Origin of the sequence: Streptomyces sp. L-9-10 (assembly GCF_004151105.1) — a bacterium.
GTDB lineage: Bacteria > Actinomycetota > Actinomycetes > Streptomycetales > Streptomycetaceae > Streptomyces.
This window is the reverse complement of sequence record NZ_PHRF01000048.1, coordinates 118,043-135,636: the sequence shown is the minus strand read 5'-3', so window position 1 is coordinate 135,636 and position 17,594 is coordinate 118,043. Positions and strand designations below refer to the sequence as shown.

Below are 17,594 nucleotides of genomic sequence, written 5' to 3'. Positions count from 1 at the left end.
ACACGCGCTCGGCACGGTCCGCGGCCAGAGTCTCAGCCGGCCGGGGCCCGCCGGTCCGCTCTGTCGTCCGTACCACGCGTACCGGCGCGTCCGTCCCCCTCGGGGAACGGATCCGCCGTCGCGAGCGCCGCCGCCCGTGGCAGCAGCTTCCGCGGGCCCGCCAGCAGATACGTCAGCCCGAAGCCCGCCCCCACCACCGCCGCGCCGCCCACCGCGTCGAGCACCCAGTGGTTGGCGGTGGCGACGATCGCGCACACCGTGAAGAGCGGGTGGAGCACCCCGAGCAGTTTCATCCACCCCTTGGGTGCCAGGACGACGATCACCACGCCGCACCACAGCGACCAGCCGAAGTGCAGCGACGGCATCGCCGCGTACTGGTTGGTGAGCGAGGTCAGCGCCCCGTAGTCCGGGTTGGTCAGATCCTGCGGGCCGTGCGCGGTGTCGATGAAGCCGAGGCCGGGCATCAGCCGCGGCGGCGCCAGCGGGTAGAGCCAGAAGCCGACCAGCGCGAGCACCGTGGCGAAGGCGAGCGAGGAGCGCGCCCAGCGGTAGTCCGCCGGGCGGCGTACGTAGAGCACGCCGAGGATCGCCAGCGGCACCAGGAAGTGGAACGACGAGTAGTAGAAGTTGAAGAAGCTCTCGGCCCACTTCACCTCCACCACCGTGTGGTTGACCCAGCGCTCGATGTCGATCCCGAGCGCCCGCTCGATCGAGTGGATCTGCCGGCCGTGTTCCTCGGCGGTCTCGCGACCGCCCGTCGCGGCGAGCCGGATCTGGGTGTAGACGGAGAAACCGACCCGGATGGCGAGCACTTCGAGCAGCAGGTTCGGCCGGCTGAACAGCCGCCTCCAGAACGGCAGCAGCGGTATCCGTCCCCAGCGCGCGGGCACGGGGCGCGCGTACTCGTTCGGGACGGGCTTCTCGAAGGACGGCGCGGTACGTGTCAGGAACGGCACCGCGCAGGCCGCCGCGAGCGCCGCGACCAGGGGGGCGTTCTCCCGCAGGGGCACGAGCACGCCCACGTTCGGCAGGAGCATCTTCCCCGGCAGCGTCATCACCAGCACCACGACCGCCGGCCACACCAGCCGGTCCCTGGCCCGTATGCCGACCCGGCCGACCAGTGCCAGCAGCACCCACAGCAGCTGGTGCTGCCAGGCGGTCGGCGAGACGGCGATCGCGACACAGCCGGTCAGCGCGACGGCCAGCAGCAGCTGCCCGTCCCGCGCGTAGCGGACCGCGCGCCGCAGCCCCAGGAAGACGACGGCCGCGGCCAGCACGACGAACAGCACGACTTCCAGGGGCCCTTCCAGGCCGATCCTGAGCAGCGCGCCGTGCAGGGACTGGTTGGCGAGACTGTCGGGGCGCTCACCGAGGCCCGCGCCCGCCACATGGTGCATCCAGTACGCCCAGGAGTCGCCCGGCATCGCGAGCCACGCCACCGCCGTACCGGCGGCGAAGACTCCGGTCGTCGTCACCGCGGCCTTTTTGCGGCCGGTCAGCCAGAGCAGCGGTACGAAGAGCAGGATGGCGGGCTGGAACGCCGCGCCGATGCCTGTCAGCACGCCGGAGACACGCTCACCGCGGGCGACGAAGCAGCCGAGCAGCACCAGCAGGACGGGAATGATGCTGGTCTGCCCGAGCGAGAAGCTGTTGCGTACGGGCAGCGACAGCATCAGCAGACTGATCGCGACCGGCGCGGCCAGCAGTCCTGTACGGCGCGACACCCGGCCGGGGAGAGCACGGGCCGCGACGAGACCGAGGGCGACGACCAGCAGGAGCGTCCCGAAGGTCCACGCGATCCCGAGGCTCTGTTCGGCCGAGCGCGCCAGCGGTTTGAGTACGAGGCCGGCGAACGGTGTTCCGGTGAACCTCCCGGTGTCGTACAGCGAACCCGTCACATGCAGCACGCCGTTCTCACCGATCCAGGTCTCCAGATCGGTCAGCCGTTCACCGGGCGGATGCCGGAGCACCGCCGCCGCCTGTCTGACCGCCAGTACGGCCACGACCAGCCAGAGAACCGCGCGGGCCGCGCCGAAACCGGTCCCCGCCGTACCCGCCGCCGCACCGCCGTGCACGCTGTGCTCCGCATTCACCACGCCGCGCCGACCCTCCGTCCGATTAACGCCGTCCCTGAGGCACAGAGCCTCGCACTGCCCTGTCGGGAAGACTCAGGCAACCCCCTCTTCGCCTGACTGTCATCCATGTTTTGTCCTGATGCCCATGATTTCCGGACTTGCGAGGACAACGGGACGGGCCGGCGACGGACAATGATTCCGGTATCCCTGTCACCACTCAGTCACCTCCCGTACCGACGAAAGGCCCTCATGTCCCAGGAGCAGTGGAACGCGGTCGAGCGCTACTTCACCGATCAGCTCGTACCCGCCGACGAAGCGCTCTCCGCCGCCCTCGCCGCGAGCGACGCGGCCGGTCTGCCCGCCATCAACGTCGCCCCGAACGAGGGCAAGTTGCTGCACCTGCTGGCCCGCCTCCAGGGCGCGCGCAGGATCCTCGAAATCGGCACACTCGGCGGCTACAGCACCATCTGGCTGGCCCGCGCGCTGCCGGAGGACGGCAAGCTGATCTCGCTGGAGTACGACCCCGCCCACGCGGAGGTGGCCCGCGCCAATCTCGCGCACGCGGGCCTCGACAAGATCACCGAGGTCAGGACGGGGCCCGCGCTGGAGTCGCTGCCCGTTCTCGCGGCCGAGGACGCGGGCCCCTTCGATCTCGTCTTCATCGACGCGGACAAGAAGAACAATCCGCACTATGTGGAGTGGGCGCTGAAGCTCACGCGTCCCGGCAGCGTGATCATCGTCGACAACGTCGTACGGAACGGGGCGGTCGCCGACGCGGACAGCACCGACGCCGCCGTGCTGGGCACGCGGCGCGCGATCGAACTGATCGCGGAGCACCCGCGGCTGTCGGCGACCGCGGTGCAGACGGTGGGGTCCAAGGGGTACGACGGCTTCGCGCTCGCCCGCGTACTCGGCTGACCCGGCCGCGGGCGGCCGGACCCCGGGAACACAAGGACGGAGGCGGCGGGCCGTCCCTTGCCCGCCGCCTCCGAGTCTGCTGCCGTCGGCCTCCGCGTCAGCTCCGCAGGAGGTCGCGGTTGCGGCCGACGCGACGGGGGCGGCCCACCGCGCCGTCCCCGGCGTGGGCGAGGATCAGCCGCTCGAACAGCTCACGCGCGCCGACGATCGCCTCGCGCAGCTCCTCCGTGCTCGCGGTGCGCCCCTCTTCCGCGGCCATGTGACGCAGCACGCGGTATCCGTTCACCTGGTGCGGAAGATGGACGGAGAGGGCGTCGAACTGGTCGTCGCGGCGGTCGCCCGCGGGATAGCCGCGCTCCTCCGCCAGCCGGACCACCAACTCGTCGGCCGCCGTGACCGCTTCGCGCGGGGAGTCGACGAAGCGCTCCTGGAGACCGGCCCAGTGGGCCACGTACTGTTCGCGCCGTTCCCCGGCGAGAGTGCGCGGACGCAGGCCGCCGTGGCGTTCGACCCGCGCGGCCAGTTCACGTTCGGCGGCCTTGGAGTCGCCGTCGTGCCGGGCGAGGACGCGCTCGTACTCGGGGCCGAACCGGCGCTTCAGTCCTCCGCGCCCGATCCTCCCGCCGCGCCCGCCTCCCCTGCCGGCTCCCGCGTACAGGACCGCGGCCACCACGCTCACAAGGGCCACGGTCAGGGCTGCGACGATCAGTACGGTGGACATGTCTGCCTTCCTGTTCCGGCTCGGCTGGGCCAGGGCCCGTCGTGCACGACACGGCACCGAGGGTGACGGATCGCTCTTCCCCTCGGGTTGCCCCGATTCCACTCCTCAAACAGCCGGATGCGGGCGCGGCCAACAACGGGCCGCCGGACGGAGGACCGGACGGGCGGTCGGACGAGCGGCCTGACGGACCGTCAGACCGGCGGTCGGGCGACGTGGCCCGACGGGCGGTCGGGCGGTCGGGCGACATGGTCCCCGGGCGGTCCGGGGACGCGTGGCCGTTCGCCGTCCGAGCCGCACATCTCGCTGGTCAGCTCGTGCACCAGCGCCACCAGATCGGTCGGCCGGTCGGGCCCCCACCAGTCGCCCAGCAACTCCGACAGGGAATCCTCGCGCGCCTTCGCCAGAACCTCCGCCGCCCGCGCGCCCCGGTCGCTGAGCCTCAGCCCCAGCCCCTCGCGCCGCGCCAGCCCCCGGATCTCCAGCTGCCGGGACGCGTCGGTGATGGTCCTGAGCGGTACGGGCGTGACGTCCGCGAGCAGGGCGGGTTCGACCGAGCCATGGCGCCGGATGCGCAGCAGCAGCCAACTGGCCGCCGGGAGCAGGTCGTACCCCGTCTTCTCGCCGATCGTCTCGTAGATCCGCCGGTGGCCCTCGCGGGTGCCGAGGAGCGACAGGGCGCGGGCGCACTCGTCGCGCGAGGAGCGCTCGACGGGGTTGGACGCCAGGGTCTCGGTGATCTCCGGAGCCGTCACCGAGCCGCGCAGCTTGTCCTCCTTGAGGAACCACGCGACGAGGAAGGCGAGGAGCACGACCGGCACGGCGTACAGGAAGACGTCGGTGATGGAGGTCGCGAACGCGTGCAGTACGGGGGGCCGCAGCGCGGCCGGCAGCCGGCCGATGGCGTGCGGGTCGGACGAGATGTCGGCCGGTGCCACGCCCGGCGGCAGCGTCCGGCCGGCCAGCGCGGCGTTGATCTTGCCGCTGAGCAGGTTGCTGAAGATCGTGCCGAAGACGGCGACGCCGAAGGAGGCGCCGATGGAGCGGAAGAACGTCGCGCCCGAGGTGGCGACGCCGAGGTCCTGGTAGCTGACGGAGTTCTGGACGGCCAGCACGAGGATCTGCATGACCAGGCCAAGACCGGCGCCGAAGACGAAGAGATAGACGCTCATCACCCAGGTGCCGGTGAACTCGGTGAGCTGGTGGAGCAGCAGGAGTCCGACGGCGGTGATGCCGGTGCCGAGGACGGGGAAGACCTTCCAGCGGCCGGTGCGGCTGACGATCTGCCCGGAGAGGGTGGAGGTGATCAGCAGTCCGAGCACCATGGGCAGCAGGTGCACCCCGGACAGGGTGGGGCTCACGCCCTGCGCCACCTGGAGGAACGTCGGCAGATAGGTCATCGCGCCGAACATCGCGAAGCCGACGATGAAGCTGATGAGCGCGACCAGCGTGAAGGTCCTGAGCCGGAAGAGCCGCAGCGGCAGTACGGGTTCGGCCGCGCGCCGCTCGACCCGTACGAAGACGGCGAGGAGCAGCAGCCCGAGGAGCGCGAGTCCGATGGTCTCGGGCGAGCCCCATGCCCAGGTGGTGCCGCCGAGCGAGGCGACGAGCACGAGGCAGATGGCGACGGACGCGATCAGGAAGGTGCCGAGGTAGTCGATGGCGTGCGCGGTCCTGCGCACCGGGATGCGCAGCACGGCCGCGATGACGAGCAGGGCGACGATGCCTATGGGCAGATTGATGTAGAAGACCCAGCGCCAGCTGAGCGACTGGGTGAAGAAGCCGCCGAGCAGCGGGCCGAGCACACTGGTCGCGCCGAACACGGCCCCGAACAGGCCCTGGTACTTGCCGCGTTCGCGCGGCGGCACGATGTCGCCGACTATCGCCATCGACAGCACGATCAGCCCGCCGCCGCCCAGCCCCTGGAGTGCGCGGAAGCCGATGAGCTGGGGCATGTTCTGGGCGATGCCGCAGAGCGCGGATCCGATGAGGAAGATGACGATCGCGATCTGGAAGAGCTTCTTGCGGCCGTACTGGTCACCGAGTTTGCCCCAGAGGGGCGTGGCGGCGGTCGAGGCCAGCAGATAGGCGGTGACCACCCAGGACAGATGCTCCAGGCCGCCGAGGTCGCTGACGATGGTCGGCAGCGCGGTGGAGACGATGGTCTGGTCGAGCGAGGCGAGCAGCAGGCCGAGCAGCAGAGCGCCGATGGCGACGAGGACCCCGCGCGGGTTCTGGCCCTCGCCGGGGACCGGACTCAGGGTCGGGGTACTCACTTCCTGGGCCATGGGGGTATCTCCTTCTGAGCCATGGGGCATCTCCTCGGGTTCGCCGAATCTCCATCCTGGCCGCTTCGAACCGTTCTGTCCCGTTATGCCCTACGAGGCACCTACCCCTCACGCGCTCCGCGCGCGCCGGGGTCCCACCGGGACGCCCGTGCGTCGCACTCCGTTCGGATACGGGCTGCATAATCGGCGGCAGTTCAAGGGGAGGGGACCCACGTTGACCGGACAGCTCTGTCCCGATTGCGGTACGCCGCGGGCCGCGGACGACAGACCCGGCTGCGACTGCGGGAACGCGAAAGGGACGGCGGCGGGGAACGCGGCGGGGCGGGCGGCGGAGATCGCGGCGGCCGAGGATTTCGATCCGCTGCGGATACGGCCGTACGTGACGTTCGACGCGCAGTCCGAGCCGCCGCGGTCGTTCCGTACGGCGGGCCCGCTGCCGCCGCTCGCGCCGGCGGGCGGCCCCGCCGCGCCGCCGCCACCGGCCGGAGCCGGCGAGGATCATCCGGCGCCGCCGCCCGTCCGGCGCAAGCCGTACCGAGCGGTGGCGATCGGCGCCGCGGCGGTGGCGGTGATCGGCACCGTGGCGTTCGCCGGGAAGGTCCTCTCGCAGGACGCCGGAGAGGAACGGGCGCGGCCCGACGCGGCGCACACCTGGCTGCCGTCGATGAGCCCGGCGGACACCTCGCCGCCGGTGACGCCCCCACCGACCCCGACACCGACCCCGTCGGCGACACCACCGGCCGCCGCGCCCCCGCCGCCCGCCCCGGCCCCGAGCGCGTCACGGCCGGCCGGCACGAAGTCGGCCTCACCCTCCGCCCCGGAGCCCGTGAACGAGCCGTCGCGGGAGCCCGACCGGACACCGGCGGGCACCTCGCTCGGACCGGGCGACTCCGGGCCGGAGGTCGTGAGGCTTCAGCTGCGCCTGGCGGAGATCCGGCTCTTCCGCGGCGACCCCGACGGCCGGTACGACGACCGCGTTGCGGGTGCCGTCACGCTCTATCAGTCGTACAAACAGATTGACGGTGATCCTCGGGGCGTCTACGGACCGCACACCAGGCGGGCCCTGGAGGCCGACACCAGGGGTGCCGGTCGCCGCCACTGAGCCGCTTTGTATAATGACGAAACAAAGTGGTTCCGCCCGTTCACCCTGACCGGCGGGCGGAGCCACTTGTCCCGCCCGCACCGCTCACACCGCGCGTCCTTCTCGTCCCGCCCCACCCCGCTCGCCCTGCCGGCCCCGCTTGCCTCTGCTTCCGCGCTCTGGAGTCCGCCGATGACGGCCACCGCTTCCACCACGACGTCCGTCCTGACCGCCCGTGCCCTCCTGCTCGACATGGACGGCACTCTCGTCAACTCCGACGCCTCCGTGGAGCGCTGCTGGCGTCTCTGGTCGCGCGAGCACGGCCTGGACCCCGAGGAGGTCCTCAAGGTCGTCCACGGCCGCCAGGGGTACGCCACGATGGCCGTCCTGCTCCCGGACCGCCCCATGGAGCAGAACTACGCGGACAACCGCGTCATGCTCGCCCAGGAGACCGCCGACACGGAGGGGGTCGTCCCGATCCCCGGCGCCCCGGCCTTCCTGTCCGCCATCGCCGAACTCCCGCACGCCCTGGTCACCTCGGCGAACGTCGCCCTGTCCGACGCCCGTATGACGGCGGCGGCCCTCCCCATGCCCACGACGCGCGTCACGGCCGAGAACGTCAGCGCCAGCAAGCCGCACCCCGAGGGTTTCCTCCTCGGCGCGGCGACCCTCGGCTTCGCGCCGGAGGACTGCGTGGTCTTCGAGGACTCCGAGGCCGGCATCGAGGCGGCACGGGCGGCCGGTATGCGCGTGGTGGGCGTGGGCCCGCGCGCGAAGGCGATGTCGCCGGACGCTCATGTCGAGGACCTCACCCGACTCCGGGTGGAAGCGCTGCCGTCGGGCGAGATCGCGCTGCGCTTCGGCTGATCCGCCGGTCCGGGTCCCCCGGTGTCCGGGGCCCGGCATCGCGCGAGGTGTGGAGCCGGGCGCGGCGCACGGGACTCACTCGTCCCGGTGCAGCCGCCCCCGCGCCACCAGTTCGAGCACCACGCCGACCGCCACCGCCTGCACCGCCATCAGCGCCACCAGCACGAACAGCTGGACCGCCCCCGCCAGTACCGGTGACGCGCCGCCCAGCAGCATGCCCACGAACGCGCCGGGCAGCGTCACGAGCCCCACCGTCCGCGTCTGATCGAGCCCCGGCAGCAGCGCGTCCGCCGCGGCCGGTCTGGCCACCTCCATACGCGCGTCACGGTCCAGCAGCCCGAGGGCGAGCCCCGCCTCCACCTCCCCCCGCCGCGCGCGCAGTTCGTCGAGCGCCCGCCGTCCGCCCAGCACCGTCGCGGTGAGCGCGCCGCCGATGAGGATGCCGGTGATGGGGATGATCGCGATGCCCTTGGCCGGCACGACCCCCGTGAGCAGCACCGCGGTCATGACGGGCGCCACCCCCGCCCCGATCGGCACGGCCGCCCACCACCAGGTCCTGTTGCCGGTGACCCGGCGGCCCGCGGTCCATACGGCGACGGCGTACATGAGCGCGACGAAGCCGAGCAACGGCGGTACGGCGCCGACCACCCACCCGATCACCAGGGAGACCACGCCGAGCTGGACCGCGGCCCTGACACCGGCGACGGCGATTTCGCGGGCCCGGCCCAGCTGGGCGAACGCGGCCACCGCCACGGCCACGATCAGCAGCGCGCCGAGCACGACCCCGAACGTGATATCGACCCGCAGCAGCACGGGCCCACCCTATGCCGCGCCCGGCCGCACCACGGCGCACCGGCCCGTACAGCCCGGCCATGCACCGTACGACCGTCCGCCCCGCGCGCCCGGCCGCGCGCCGGCGTACCGCCCCGCGCCGATCTCACCAACCTCGCCCGGATAGAACACAATTGCCCACCCCTCAGGAAGAGCCGATTCCCCCGACCCCCTTGATGTGACGTGCTCATGTCGTCACTCTGTTACCTGAAGCCCACCTTCCGGAAACCCACCGCGACCACGATGGCGGCCGGGCCCACGGCCCCGCACGGTCCCGTACGTACGGCCCAGGTACCGCATGGTCCAGCCCCCCACGGCTCCACCCGTACCACCCCGCATGGTCCTGTCAGGTTCCCCCCACTCCAAGGGAGTTCACATGTCCGGTGTCTACGCGCGTCGAATGTCCCGTGCAGGCGTCCTCGCCGCCACGGCCGCTCTCGCCACCGCCACCACCCTGCTCACCGCCCCCTCGGCGCAGGCCGCCATGCCCACCCCGGTCAGCGCCTCCACGGCGCGCAGCTACCTCGGCCAGCTGACCGTTCAGGCGGAAGGTTCCTCCAGTGGTTACAGCCGCGACCTGTTCCCGCACTGGATCACCCAGTCCGGCGCCTGCAACACCCGTGAGGTCGTGCTGAAGCGCGACGGTTCGAACGTCCAGCAGGACTCCAGCTGTGCCGCCGTCAGCGGCTCCTGGTACTCCGAGTACGACGGCGCCACCTGGACCGCCGCGTCCGACCTGGACATCGACCACATGGTGCCGCTCTCCGAAGCGTGGAAGTCGGGCGCGAACAGCTGGAGCACGGCGCAGCGGCAGGCCTTCGCCAACGACCTGACCCGCCCGCAGCTCATCGCCGTCACGGACAACGTGAACCAGTCCAAGGGCGACCAGGACCCGGCCAAGTGGATGCCGTCGCGCGCCGCGTACAAGTGCACCTACGTCCGCGCCTGGGTGCACGTGAAGTACTACTACAACCTGAAGATCGACTCCGCTGAGAAGAGCGCCCTCCAGAGCGCCCTGAACGGCTGCTGAGCAACCACTTCAGCGGTCCCGTAGTCCCTCCCGTCGACTCCGTACGGTCGTTCCGTACCGTACGGGGCGACGGAGGAGGCTTTTATGACCCGGCTGCGCCTGGGACCACTGCTGCGGTACGTCGACGGGGACGGCGGCGGCACCGCGACCGTATGGGTCGAGGCCGACCGGCCGTCCACGGCGGAGGTCCGCTGCGGGGACGGCGCGTTCGGCACCGCGCGTACGTTCCACATCGCCGGCCACCACTACGCGCTGATCCCGGTGACGGGTCTGACCCCCGGCACCGACACCCCCTACGAGGTGCTGCTCGACGACCGCCGTGTCTGGCCGCCCGAGGACTCGCGGTTCCCGCCGAGCACGATCCGTACCCCGGCCGTACCCGCCGCCGAACTGCGGGTGTCCTTCGGCTCCTGCCGCTGGGCGTCACCGCCGCACGACGAGCCCGACCCGATCGGCCCGGACGCGCTCGACACCCTCGCCACGCGTATCGCGGGCGACCCCGCCGCCGCGCGCCCCGACGTCCTGCTGCTCCTGGGCGACCAGGTGTACGCGGACGAGACGTCGAAGGCCACGCGGCGGCGGCTGGCCGAGCGCCGCGATCTGAGCGAGCCGCCGGGCGCCGAGGTGGCGGACTACGAGGAGTACACCCACCTCTACGACGAGTCCTGGAGCGACCCCGCCGTACGGTGGCTGCTCTCCACCGTCCCCAGCTGCATGATCTTCGACGACCACGATCTGATCGACGACTGGAACACCAGCGCCGCCTGGCTGGCCGACACGCGGGCGAAGCCCTGGTGGCAGGAGCGGGTCCTCGGCGGCCTGATGTCGTACTGGGTCTACCAGCACCTCGGCAACCTCTCCCCCGCCGAACTGGCGGCGGACACGCTGTACGCGGCGGTCCGCGCGGAACCGGACGGCACGGAACTGCTGCGGCGCTTCGCCGCCGAGGCCGACCGCGATCCGGCGTGCGCGCGCTGGAGTTACCGGCGCGACTTCGGGCGTACGCGGCTCCTGATGGTCGACTCCCGCGCCGCCCGGGTGCTGGCGGAGCAGGACCGCGCGATGCTGGACGAGGCAGAGGCGCGCTGGGTACGCGACCAGGTGCTGGACGGCCGGAGCCCGAAGGGCCGGGGTACGGGCGGTCCGGACCCGGACACGGACAGCGGACGCCCCGGCAGCGGACGCCCCGACGGCGCGGGCGCGCGCGGACCGTACGACCACCTTCTGATCGGCACCTCACTGCCCTGGCTGCTGCCGCCCTTCATCCATGACGTCGAGTCCTGGGACTCCGCCCTCTGCGGCGGCGAACGCGGCCCCCGCTGGGCGCGGTTCGGCGAGCGGCTGCGCAGAGCGGCCGACCTGGAGCACTGGGCCGCCTTCCCCGACTCCTTCGAAGAGCTGGCGGCGCTGATCGCGGAGGCGGGCAGCGGCCCCGACGCCCCGGCGACGGTGTGCGTCCTGTCCGGCGATGTGCACCACGCGTATGTGGCCGAGCCCTCCTGGACGGCGGACGGCCGCCCGGACAGCCCCCACGGCTTGTCCGGCGGCCCCGACGGTCCGCACGGCCCGGACGCGCGGGTCGTGCAGCTGACCTGTTCACCCGTGCACAACTCCATCCCCGGCTATATGAAGCTGGGCTTCCGCTTCGGCTGGAGCGGGGTGGCCCGGCGGCTGGGGCATGTGCTGGTCCGGCACGGGCGGGTCGCGCGGTCGGCCGTCAACTGGCGCAGAACGGGCGGGCCCTGGTTCGGAAATCAGCTGATGACCCTGACGCTGCGCGGCCGTTCCGCCGATCTGCGCCTGGAACAGGCCCGCGCGCGCGGGCGCGCCCCTGAAGCGGGCCGGACGCCCGGCGCGGAGCTGGTGACCGTACAGGAAAGGTCCTTGACGCCCCGACGGGGCTCCTGACGACTGTCCGACGCCGGGGGCCCTACGGCGGTTCCCCGTTCCGCCGACAACGTTGCCGTGATCATTCCCACACGGCGTGATGTTTGACCCAAGGGTTCGAACTCGCCACGCACGAACGGCATGATGAGCGGACTACTCGCTTCCAGCACCCCACCCGCCCCGGGAGTCACAGCTTTGTGCGATGTACGGCAGCCCCTGCCCCGCTCTCTCGCAGTCGTCGGCGCCGGCCCCCGTGGCACCTCGGTCCTCGAAAGACTCTGCGCGTCCGTACCCGAACTGGCTCCGGACGTGCCCCTCACCGTGCATCTCATCGACCCCGCACCCCCGGGCGCGGGGCTCGTCTGGCGCACCGACCAGTCCGCCGAGTTGCTGATGAACACCGTCGCCTCACAGGTGACCGTCTTCACCGACGACAGCGTCGAGTGCGAGGGTCCGATACTCCCGGGTCCGAGTCTGTACGAGTGGGCCACGTCCCGGCCGGACGAACGGCTCGGCCCCGACGACTATCCGAGCCGTGCCGCCTATGGCCGATATCTGGAATGGGCTTTCCACAGAACGGTAGAGAACGCTCCGGAGAGCGTGACGGTCATCGTCCACCGGGCCCGTGCGATCCGGCTCGATGACGACAACGACGGCGCGGCTCTGGACACGTCAAACCCATCCGCCTCACCTGTTTCACCCCAAACACCCGGTAGCTCCACCGCGCACCGCCCCACGCAAACCCTCTTTCTCGACGATGGCACGACGATTTCCGGCCTCAGCGCCGTTGTGCTCGCGCAGGGCCATCTGCCGGTGGTTTCCGGCCAGACCCAGGCGGCGCTCGCGGAGTACGCGGTCCGTCACCGGCTCCGCTACCTGCCGCCCGCCAACCCCGCGGATGTCGATCTCTCGGCGGTCGCCCCCGGCGAACCGGTGCTGCTGCGCGGACTCGGGCTGAACTTCTTCGACCACATGGCGCTGCTGACGGCGGGCCGGGGCGGCCTCTTCACACGCGACGCCGACGGCGTTCTCGTATACCACCCGTCCGGGCGTGAACCGCAGTTGTACGCGGGCTCACGGCGCGGTGTCCCGTACCAGGCACGCGGGGACAACGCGAAGGGGCCCTCCGGCCGGCACCTCCCGCTGCTGCTGACCCCGGATGTGATCGCGGTGTTCCGCAAACGCGCGGACGAGGGCGACCCGCCGGACTTCCTCCGGGAGATATGGCCACTGGTCGCCAAGGAGGTGGAGGCGGTCTTCTACGAGGCGACGCTCCGCGCGTCCTCCCGCCCGGCGGGCTCGTGGGAACGCGTCCTCGACCGGTTCCTCGCCGCGCCCCACGGCAGCCCGCAGGAGACCGCCGTCCTCGACGAGGCGGGGATCGCCCCCGCCGACCGCTGGTCCTGGGACCGGATCTCGCGCCCGCACCACGGGGAGACCTTCCGCGATCCCGCCGATCACCGCGCCTGGCTCCTCGCCCGTCTCCGCGAGGACGCGGCCCAGGCGGCGCTCGGCAATGTCCTGGGCCCGGCCAAGGCGGCCCTGGACGTGCTGCGCGACCTCCGCAACGAAGTACGGCAGATCGTGGACCACGCCGGTCTCTCCGGCACCTCCCGGCGCGATCATCTCGACCGCTGGTACACGCCTCTGAACGCTTTCCTCTCCATCGGGCCGCCACGCCGCCGGATCGAGGAGATGGCGGCCCTGATCGACGCGGGGGTGCTGGACGTGATCGGCCCGCGCACGACCGTACGGACGGGGGACGGTGTGTTCACCGCCGAGTCCCGCGACGTCCCGGGGTCGCTGATCCACGCCACGACGCTCGTGGAAGCCCGGCTTCCGGAACCGGATCTCAGGCGCAGCTGCGATCCGCTGCTCTCCCGCCTCCTGAAGACCGGTCAGTGCCGGCCGCACCGGATCGGCGGTTACGAAACCGGTGGGCTGGATGTAACGCGCCGTCCATACCGCCTGATAGACCGTCGGGGGGAAGCCCACCCGCGGAGGTTCGCGCTCGGTGTGCCCACGGAAGGAGTCCACTGGGTGACGGCGGCGGGAGCGCGCCCCGGGGTCGACTCGGTGATGCTCTCGGACTCCGACGCGGTGGCACGTGCCACCCTGCAGACACCGGACATACCGCGCCCCGAATACGCGACGCGAATTGATCCTCAGCTGAATGTTGAACTTGCAAGCATTGATTAGGCGTCCCTAACGTGAGGAAGGAGTTTCTCATCGGTCCAGACCAATGATCGAAGGAGTACACCCCCCATGTACGCACGCCTCAATCGTGCCCAGCCCTATGCGCTCGGCCTGTTCCGCGTGGTCGTCGGACTCCTCTTCGCCTGCCACGGCGCGGCTTCGCTCTTCGGGTACTTCGCCAAGGACACCGTCCCCGCCGGCGCCTGGCCAGGCTGGTACGCCGCCGTCATCCAACTCGTCGCCGGGGCCCTCGTACTGCTCGGCCTCGGCACCCGGGTGGCAGCGCTGCTGGCCTCCGGCTCCATGGCGTACGCGTACTTCAACGTGCACCAGGGCGACGGCCTCTTCCCCATAGAGAACAACGGCGAACCGGCGGCCATGTTCTGCTGGGCGTTCCTGCTCATCGTCTTCACCGGACCGGGCGCGTTCGCCCTGGACCAGCTGTTCGGAACGCGCGGCGCCGGGGGCGGGTCCGGAGAGGAGAGGCGCGATCAGCGCGCGGCCGTGGCCGCCTGATCCGCACCGGACCCACCGGGTGCCCGGACCGCCCGCCGGGTCCGGGCACCGGCCTGCGGGGTCCTCGCCGGGTCCCGGCCGACCCGGTCGGTCCGCCCCTCCCGCACCCGCGTACGCTGGCTGATCCGCAGCCGCCACCGCCGCTCCCCCGCGACATCGAGGCGCTGTCGACGGGACCGGGCGGGAAGTGACGTAGGTGCTGGAGAGTCTGGGGTCGCTGGCGGGCAGCCCATGGATCTACGCCGTCGTGGCCCTCTCCGTACTGCTGGACGTATTCCTTCCGGTGCTGCCCAGCGGTGTTCTGGTGATCACGGCCGCCACCGCCGCCGCGGCGGGCACGACGACGGCCGCCGCCGGTACGACCACGGTCGCGGGTGCGACCGGCACGGTGACGCAGGTACCGGACGAAGTGCCCTCGCTGCTTCTGCTGATGCTCTGCGCGTTCAGCGCGTCCGTACTCGGCGATCTGGCCGCCTTCCGGCTCGCCCGGCGCGGCGGTGAGCGGCTCGGCCGGGCGATCGCCCGCTCCCGCCGCCTGACCACCGCGCAGGAACGTCTCGGCGGGGCGCTCAGCGGGGGCCGCGGAATCCTCGTCGTCATCGCCCGGTTCGCACCGGCCGGACGCTCGGTGGTCTCCCTGGGCGCGGGCGCGGCCCACCGCAAGGTGAAGGAGTTCCTGCCCTGGTCGGCGCTGGCGGCCGTCGCGTGGACGGGCTACAGCGCGGGCCTCGGCTACTTCGGCGGCCAGTGGCTCGGCACGACCTGGGTCGGCGCGGGCGTGTCCGTACTGGCGCTGTTCGCGGCGGGCGCGCTCGCCGCGTACGTCATACGACGCCCGGCACCGGCCCCGGCGACCGTCTAGGACGCCTGGCCCGCGTGGGACGCGTCGACCGCCCGGGGCGCGGTACGGGCCGCTCCGCCCCGGACCTCGATCCCGCCGAGCAGTTTCGCGGTCGACTCCGCGATCTCGGCGACGGCCTGTTCGAAGACCTCGCGATTGTGCGCGGCGGGCGCGCGGAAGCCGGACACCTTGCGTACGTACTGGAGGGCGGCGGCGCGGATGTCGTCCTCGGTGGCCTCTTCGGGGAGGACGGGCGGGCGGAGGGTCTTGATGCTGCGGCACATGTTTCCAGTGTGACCGATGCGGTGTGCGCCCGTCAGGCCCCCGAACAGGACGGTCCCGGCCTGCGACGGAAGCGGACCGTAACGGCGGTGGCGAGCAGGCGCGGACCTGCCCTGGCGCCCGTCCCGGCATCAGAACGGAATCGTGCCGCTCCCCGAAACCCTCAGCCGCCCACTGCCGATGGCCGTATGCGTGGCCACGACGGCGCCTTCCTGGCCGTCGGGGAACCTGATGCGTACATCTCCGCTGTCCAGCGCCGCACGCAGGGCCTCCCCCGCCTCCCCGGTCTGTACGCTGCCGCCCCACTGGCGCACCTCACCCGACAGGCTCGCGCTCAGTGTGGCCTCGACCGCGATCTCGGAGTCACCGGCGACGAGAGTCGCGGGCCCCTGGTAGTTGCTCATGGCCCCAGTGTGCGCCCAAGGACGCCGGTCTCTCACCACGTCGGCGCCCGGCCGCGCGGGAGAGTCCGTCAGCCGGGGTAGTTGCTGAGCTCGATGAGATTGCCGTCGGGGTCGCGCACATACACGCTGACGAACGGCCCCAGCGCACCGGTGCGCTCCACCGGGCCCTCCTCGACCGGGACTCCTTGCGCCGCCAGCTCGGCGATCACCCGTTCGAGTGGGTCCGCGACCACGAAACAGAGGTCCGCGCTGCCCGGAGTCGGCCGCTCGGCCTTGGGCTCGAACTCGTGACCCGCCCGATGCAGGTTGATCTTGCTCTGCCCGAAGGCCAGCCCGCGCCGCCCGCCGCCGAACACGACCGGCTCCATACCGAGAACCCGGGTGTAGAAATCGACGGTCGCCTCGATATCGGCGACGGTGAGGACGAGGTGATCGAGACGCTCCACACGCATGCCTGCCACGCGCCCAGCGTAGCCACGTACCCGGCTGTCCCGCTCGGCCCCGTTCAGCCCCCCGCGCAGCCCCCCGCTCAGCCGACGACGGGGCTGCGGCGCTCGATGAGCTGTACGTCCCGCCAGACCCCGTGCCGACGGCCGACGCGCTCGCGGGTGCCGATGAGCCGGAAGCCCGCGCGCCGGTGCAGCGCCAGACTCGCGGTGTTCTCGGGGAAGACACCGGCCTGAATGGTCCAGATCCCGGCGGCCTCGGTCGAGGCGATCAGCGCGTCGAGCAGCGAACGCGCGACCCCCTGGCCACGGGCCTCGGGACGGACATAGACGGAATGCTCGACCACCCCGGCGTAGGCGGACCGTCCGGACACCTTGGCGACGGCGACCCACCCCAGCACCTGTTCGCCGTCCGGCGCCAGCGCGACGAAACGGTGCCCGGCCAGCTTCCCCGCGTCGAAGGCGTCCCAGGAGGGGGCGGCCGTTTCGAACGTCGCGTCGCCCTCCTCGATGCCGGCCTGGTAGATCGCCAGCACCTGAGCGGCGTGCGCGGCGGTCAGTGGCCGTACGAGAACCCCGGCCCTCGTACTCACGCGACGGACCGCTTCGGCGCCTGGTACATGGCGATCGGCCCCTTCGTCCACGGTCGTCCGGACAGGCCAGGCCAGGCCGGAGCGGGTGATGTGTCGCACCGCTCACGCGGTCCGGGTGGCTCCGGGATGCTCTGACCAGCGCGTTGATCCATTGTTCCGCACGCGACTACGTTCGGCAATGACCGTACGGCCGCTTCGGCCGGCCCTCGCGCCGCTTCGGCGGCGGCGCACTCGTCAGCCGTCGGTGAGGACTGCGTTCTCGCGGTGCGCAGCCGGGCCGGGATGGTGATGTCGGGCGTTACAGAAACCGAGGTCCTTCAGGGCGGTGTTGATGGTCTTGCCCTGGGCCTCGGTGGTGGTGACGTCCTTGTACGTGAAGCGCTGCGAGGCCGGCCGGTCGGCCTTGGGGCTGTCAACGGCGCTGCACTTGGTTGCGTGCGGCGTCGGGGACGGCGACGAGTCCGGTGATCAGTAAGGCCCCGATGGCCGCGGCGACAGAGGTACGGATGGTGCGCATGGTCCCCCCAGGACTGCGCGGATGAGAGGGGGTCATCGTTGCGCGAGGTCGGTGCGCGCGTCTGAGGAGTGACGTATCCGTGACTGATCACGCCAACGACATCG

Annotated in this window: 16 protein-coding genes; 8 read left to right on the top strand and 8 right to left on the bottom strand. The window is 71.7% G+C overall.

Going from position 1 to position 17,594, the window contains the following annotated elements; translation table 11 throughout:
* Positions 1-32 precede the first annotated feature (32 nt).
* On the bottom strand, positions 33-2,096 hold the full coding sequence (locus tag CU044_RS13200; RefSeq protein WP_129768737.1) for a bifunctional glycosyltransferase 87/phosphatase PAP2 family protein: 2,064 nt from the start codon (positions 2,094-2,096) through the stop codon (positions 33-35).
* 228 nt (positions 2,097-2,324) lie between these two features.
* On the opposite strand from CU044_RS13200, the gene CU044_RS13195 reads away from it, so the two are divergent.
* Positions 2,325-2,993: an O-methyltransferase gene (locus CU044_RS13195; protein ID WP_129768736.1), complete on the top strand. Its 669-nt coding sequence runs from the start codon at positions 2,325-2,327 to the stop codon at positions 2,991-2,993.
* Between the two features lie 97 nt (positions 2,994-3,090).
* Here the strand turns inward: CU044_RS13195 and CU044_RS13190 are convergent, their stop codons facing one another.
* Positions 3,091-3,714, bottom strand: coding sequence for a hypothetical protein (locus tag CU044_RS13190; protein WP_129768735.1), 624 nt, complete (start codon positions 3,712-3,714; stop codon positions 3,091-3,093).
* A 191-nt stretch (positions 3,715-3,905) separates the two neighbouring features.
* Positions 3,906-5,999 carry an MDR family MFS transporter gene (locus tag CU044_RS13185; RefSeq protein ID WP_129768734.1) on the bottom strand — a complete coding sequence of 698 codons (2,094 nt, stop codon included), beginning with the start codon at positions 5,997-5,999 and terminating at the stop codon, positions 3,906-3,908.
* 214 nt (positions 6,000-6,213) lie between these two features.
* Here CU044_RS13185 and CU044_RS13180 point away from each other — a divergent pair, with 214 nt between their 5' ends.
* Both CU044_RS13180 and CU044_RS13175 read left to right on the top strand, forming a co-directional pair.
* Positions 6,214-7,101 carry a peptidoglycan-binding domain-containing protein gene (locus tag CU044_RS13180; RefSeq protein WP_240045543.1) on the top strand — a complete coding sequence of 296 codons (888 nt, stop codon included), beginning with the start codon at positions 6,214-6,216 and terminating at the stop codon, positions 7,099-7,101.
* 171 nt (positions 7,102-7,272) lie between these two features.
* Positions 7,273-7,947 carry an HAD-IA family hydrolase gene (locus CU044_RS13175; protein ID WP_129768732.1) on the top strand — a complete coding sequence of 225 codons (675 nt, stop codon included), beginning with the start codon at positions 7,273-7,275 and terminating at the stop codon, positions 7,945-7,947.
* A 75-nt stretch (positions 7,948-8,022) separates the two neighbouring features.
* Here CU044_RS13175 and CU044_RS13170 read toward each other — a convergent pair whose 3' ends face one another.
* Positions 8,023-8,760: an ABC transporter permease gene (locus CU044_RS13170; RefSeq protein WP_129768731.1), complete on the bottom strand. Its 738-nt coding sequence runs from the start codon at positions 8,758-8,760 to the stop codon at positions 8,023-8,025.
* Positions 8,761-9,154: 394 nt separating this feature from the next.
* Between CU044_RS13170 and CU044_RS13165 the strand changes: the two genes are divergently transcribed.
* From CU044_RS13165 to CU044_RS13145, 5 genes are all read left to right on the top strand, one after another.
* Entirely contained in the window at positions 9,155-9,808 is a 654-nt protein-coding gene (locus CU044_RS13165) for an HNH endonuclease family protein (protein ID WP_129768730.1), read from the top strand.
* Between the two features lie 84 nt (positions 9,809-9,892).
* Positions 9,893-11,716, top strand: a complete 1,824-nt coding sequence (locus CU044_RS13160; RefSeq protein WP_129768729.1) for an alkaline phosphatase D family protein — start codon at positions 9,893-9,895, stop codon at positions 11,714-11,716.
* Between the two features lie 174 nt (positions 11,717-11,890).
* A complete protein-coding gene (locus CU044_RS13155; protein ID WP_240045542.1) occupies positions 11,891-13,894 on the top strand; it encodes an FAD/NAD(P)-binding domain-containing protein in 2,004 nt (667 codons plus the stop codon).
* Positions 13,895-13,960: 66 nt separating this feature from the next.
* Positions 13,961-14,407 carry a DoxX family protein gene (locus tag CU044_RS13150; RefSeq protein ID WP_129768727.1) on the top strand — a complete coding sequence of 149 codons (447 nt, stop codon included), beginning with the start codon at positions 13,961-13,963 and terminating at the stop codon, positions 14,405-14,407.
* 196 nt (positions 14,408-14,603) lie between these two features.
* Positions 14,604-15,269 carry a VTT domain-containing protein gene (locus CU044_RS13145; protein WP_129768726.1) on the top strand — a complete coding sequence of 222 codons (666 nt, stop codon included), beginning with the start codon at positions 14,604-14,606 and terminating at the stop codon, positions 15,267-15,269.
* Here CU044_RS13145 and CU044_RS13140 read toward each other — a convergent pair.
* From CU044_RS13140 to CU044_RS13125, 4 genes are all read right to left on the bottom strand, one after another.
* A complete protein-coding gene (locus CU044_RS13140; RefSeq protein WP_129768725.1) occupies positions 15,266-15,532 on the bottom strand; it encodes a DUF2277 domain-containing protein in 267 nt (88 codons plus the stop codon). The two genes, CU044_RS13145 and CU044_RS13140, sit on opposite strands and share 4 nt — an antisense overlap.
* 129 nt (positions 15,533-15,661) lie before the next feature.
* Complete coding sequence (locus CU044_RS13135; protein ID WP_129768724.1) at positions 15,662-15,934, bottom strand: DUF4873 domain-containing protein; 273 nt, start codon at positions 15,932-15,934, stop codon at positions 15,662-15,664.
* Positions 15,935-16,002: 68 nt separating this feature from the next.
* Positions 16,003-16,386 carry a VOC family protein gene (locus tag CU044_RS13130; RefSeq protein WP_129768796.1) on the bottom strand — a complete coding sequence of 128 codons (384 nt, stop codon included), beginning with the start codon at positions 16,384-16,386 and terminating at the stop codon, positions 16,003-16,005.
* 77 nt (positions 16,387-16,463) lie between these two features.
* The gene (locus CU044_RS13125; protein ID WP_240045540.1) at positions 16,464-16,973 is read right to left on the bottom strand and encodes a GNAT family N-acetyltransferase; all 510 of its coding nucleotides are present in this window, start codon (positions 16,971-16,973) and stop codon (positions 16,464-16,466) included.
* Between the last annotated feature and the right edge of the window lie 621 nt (positions 16,974-17,594).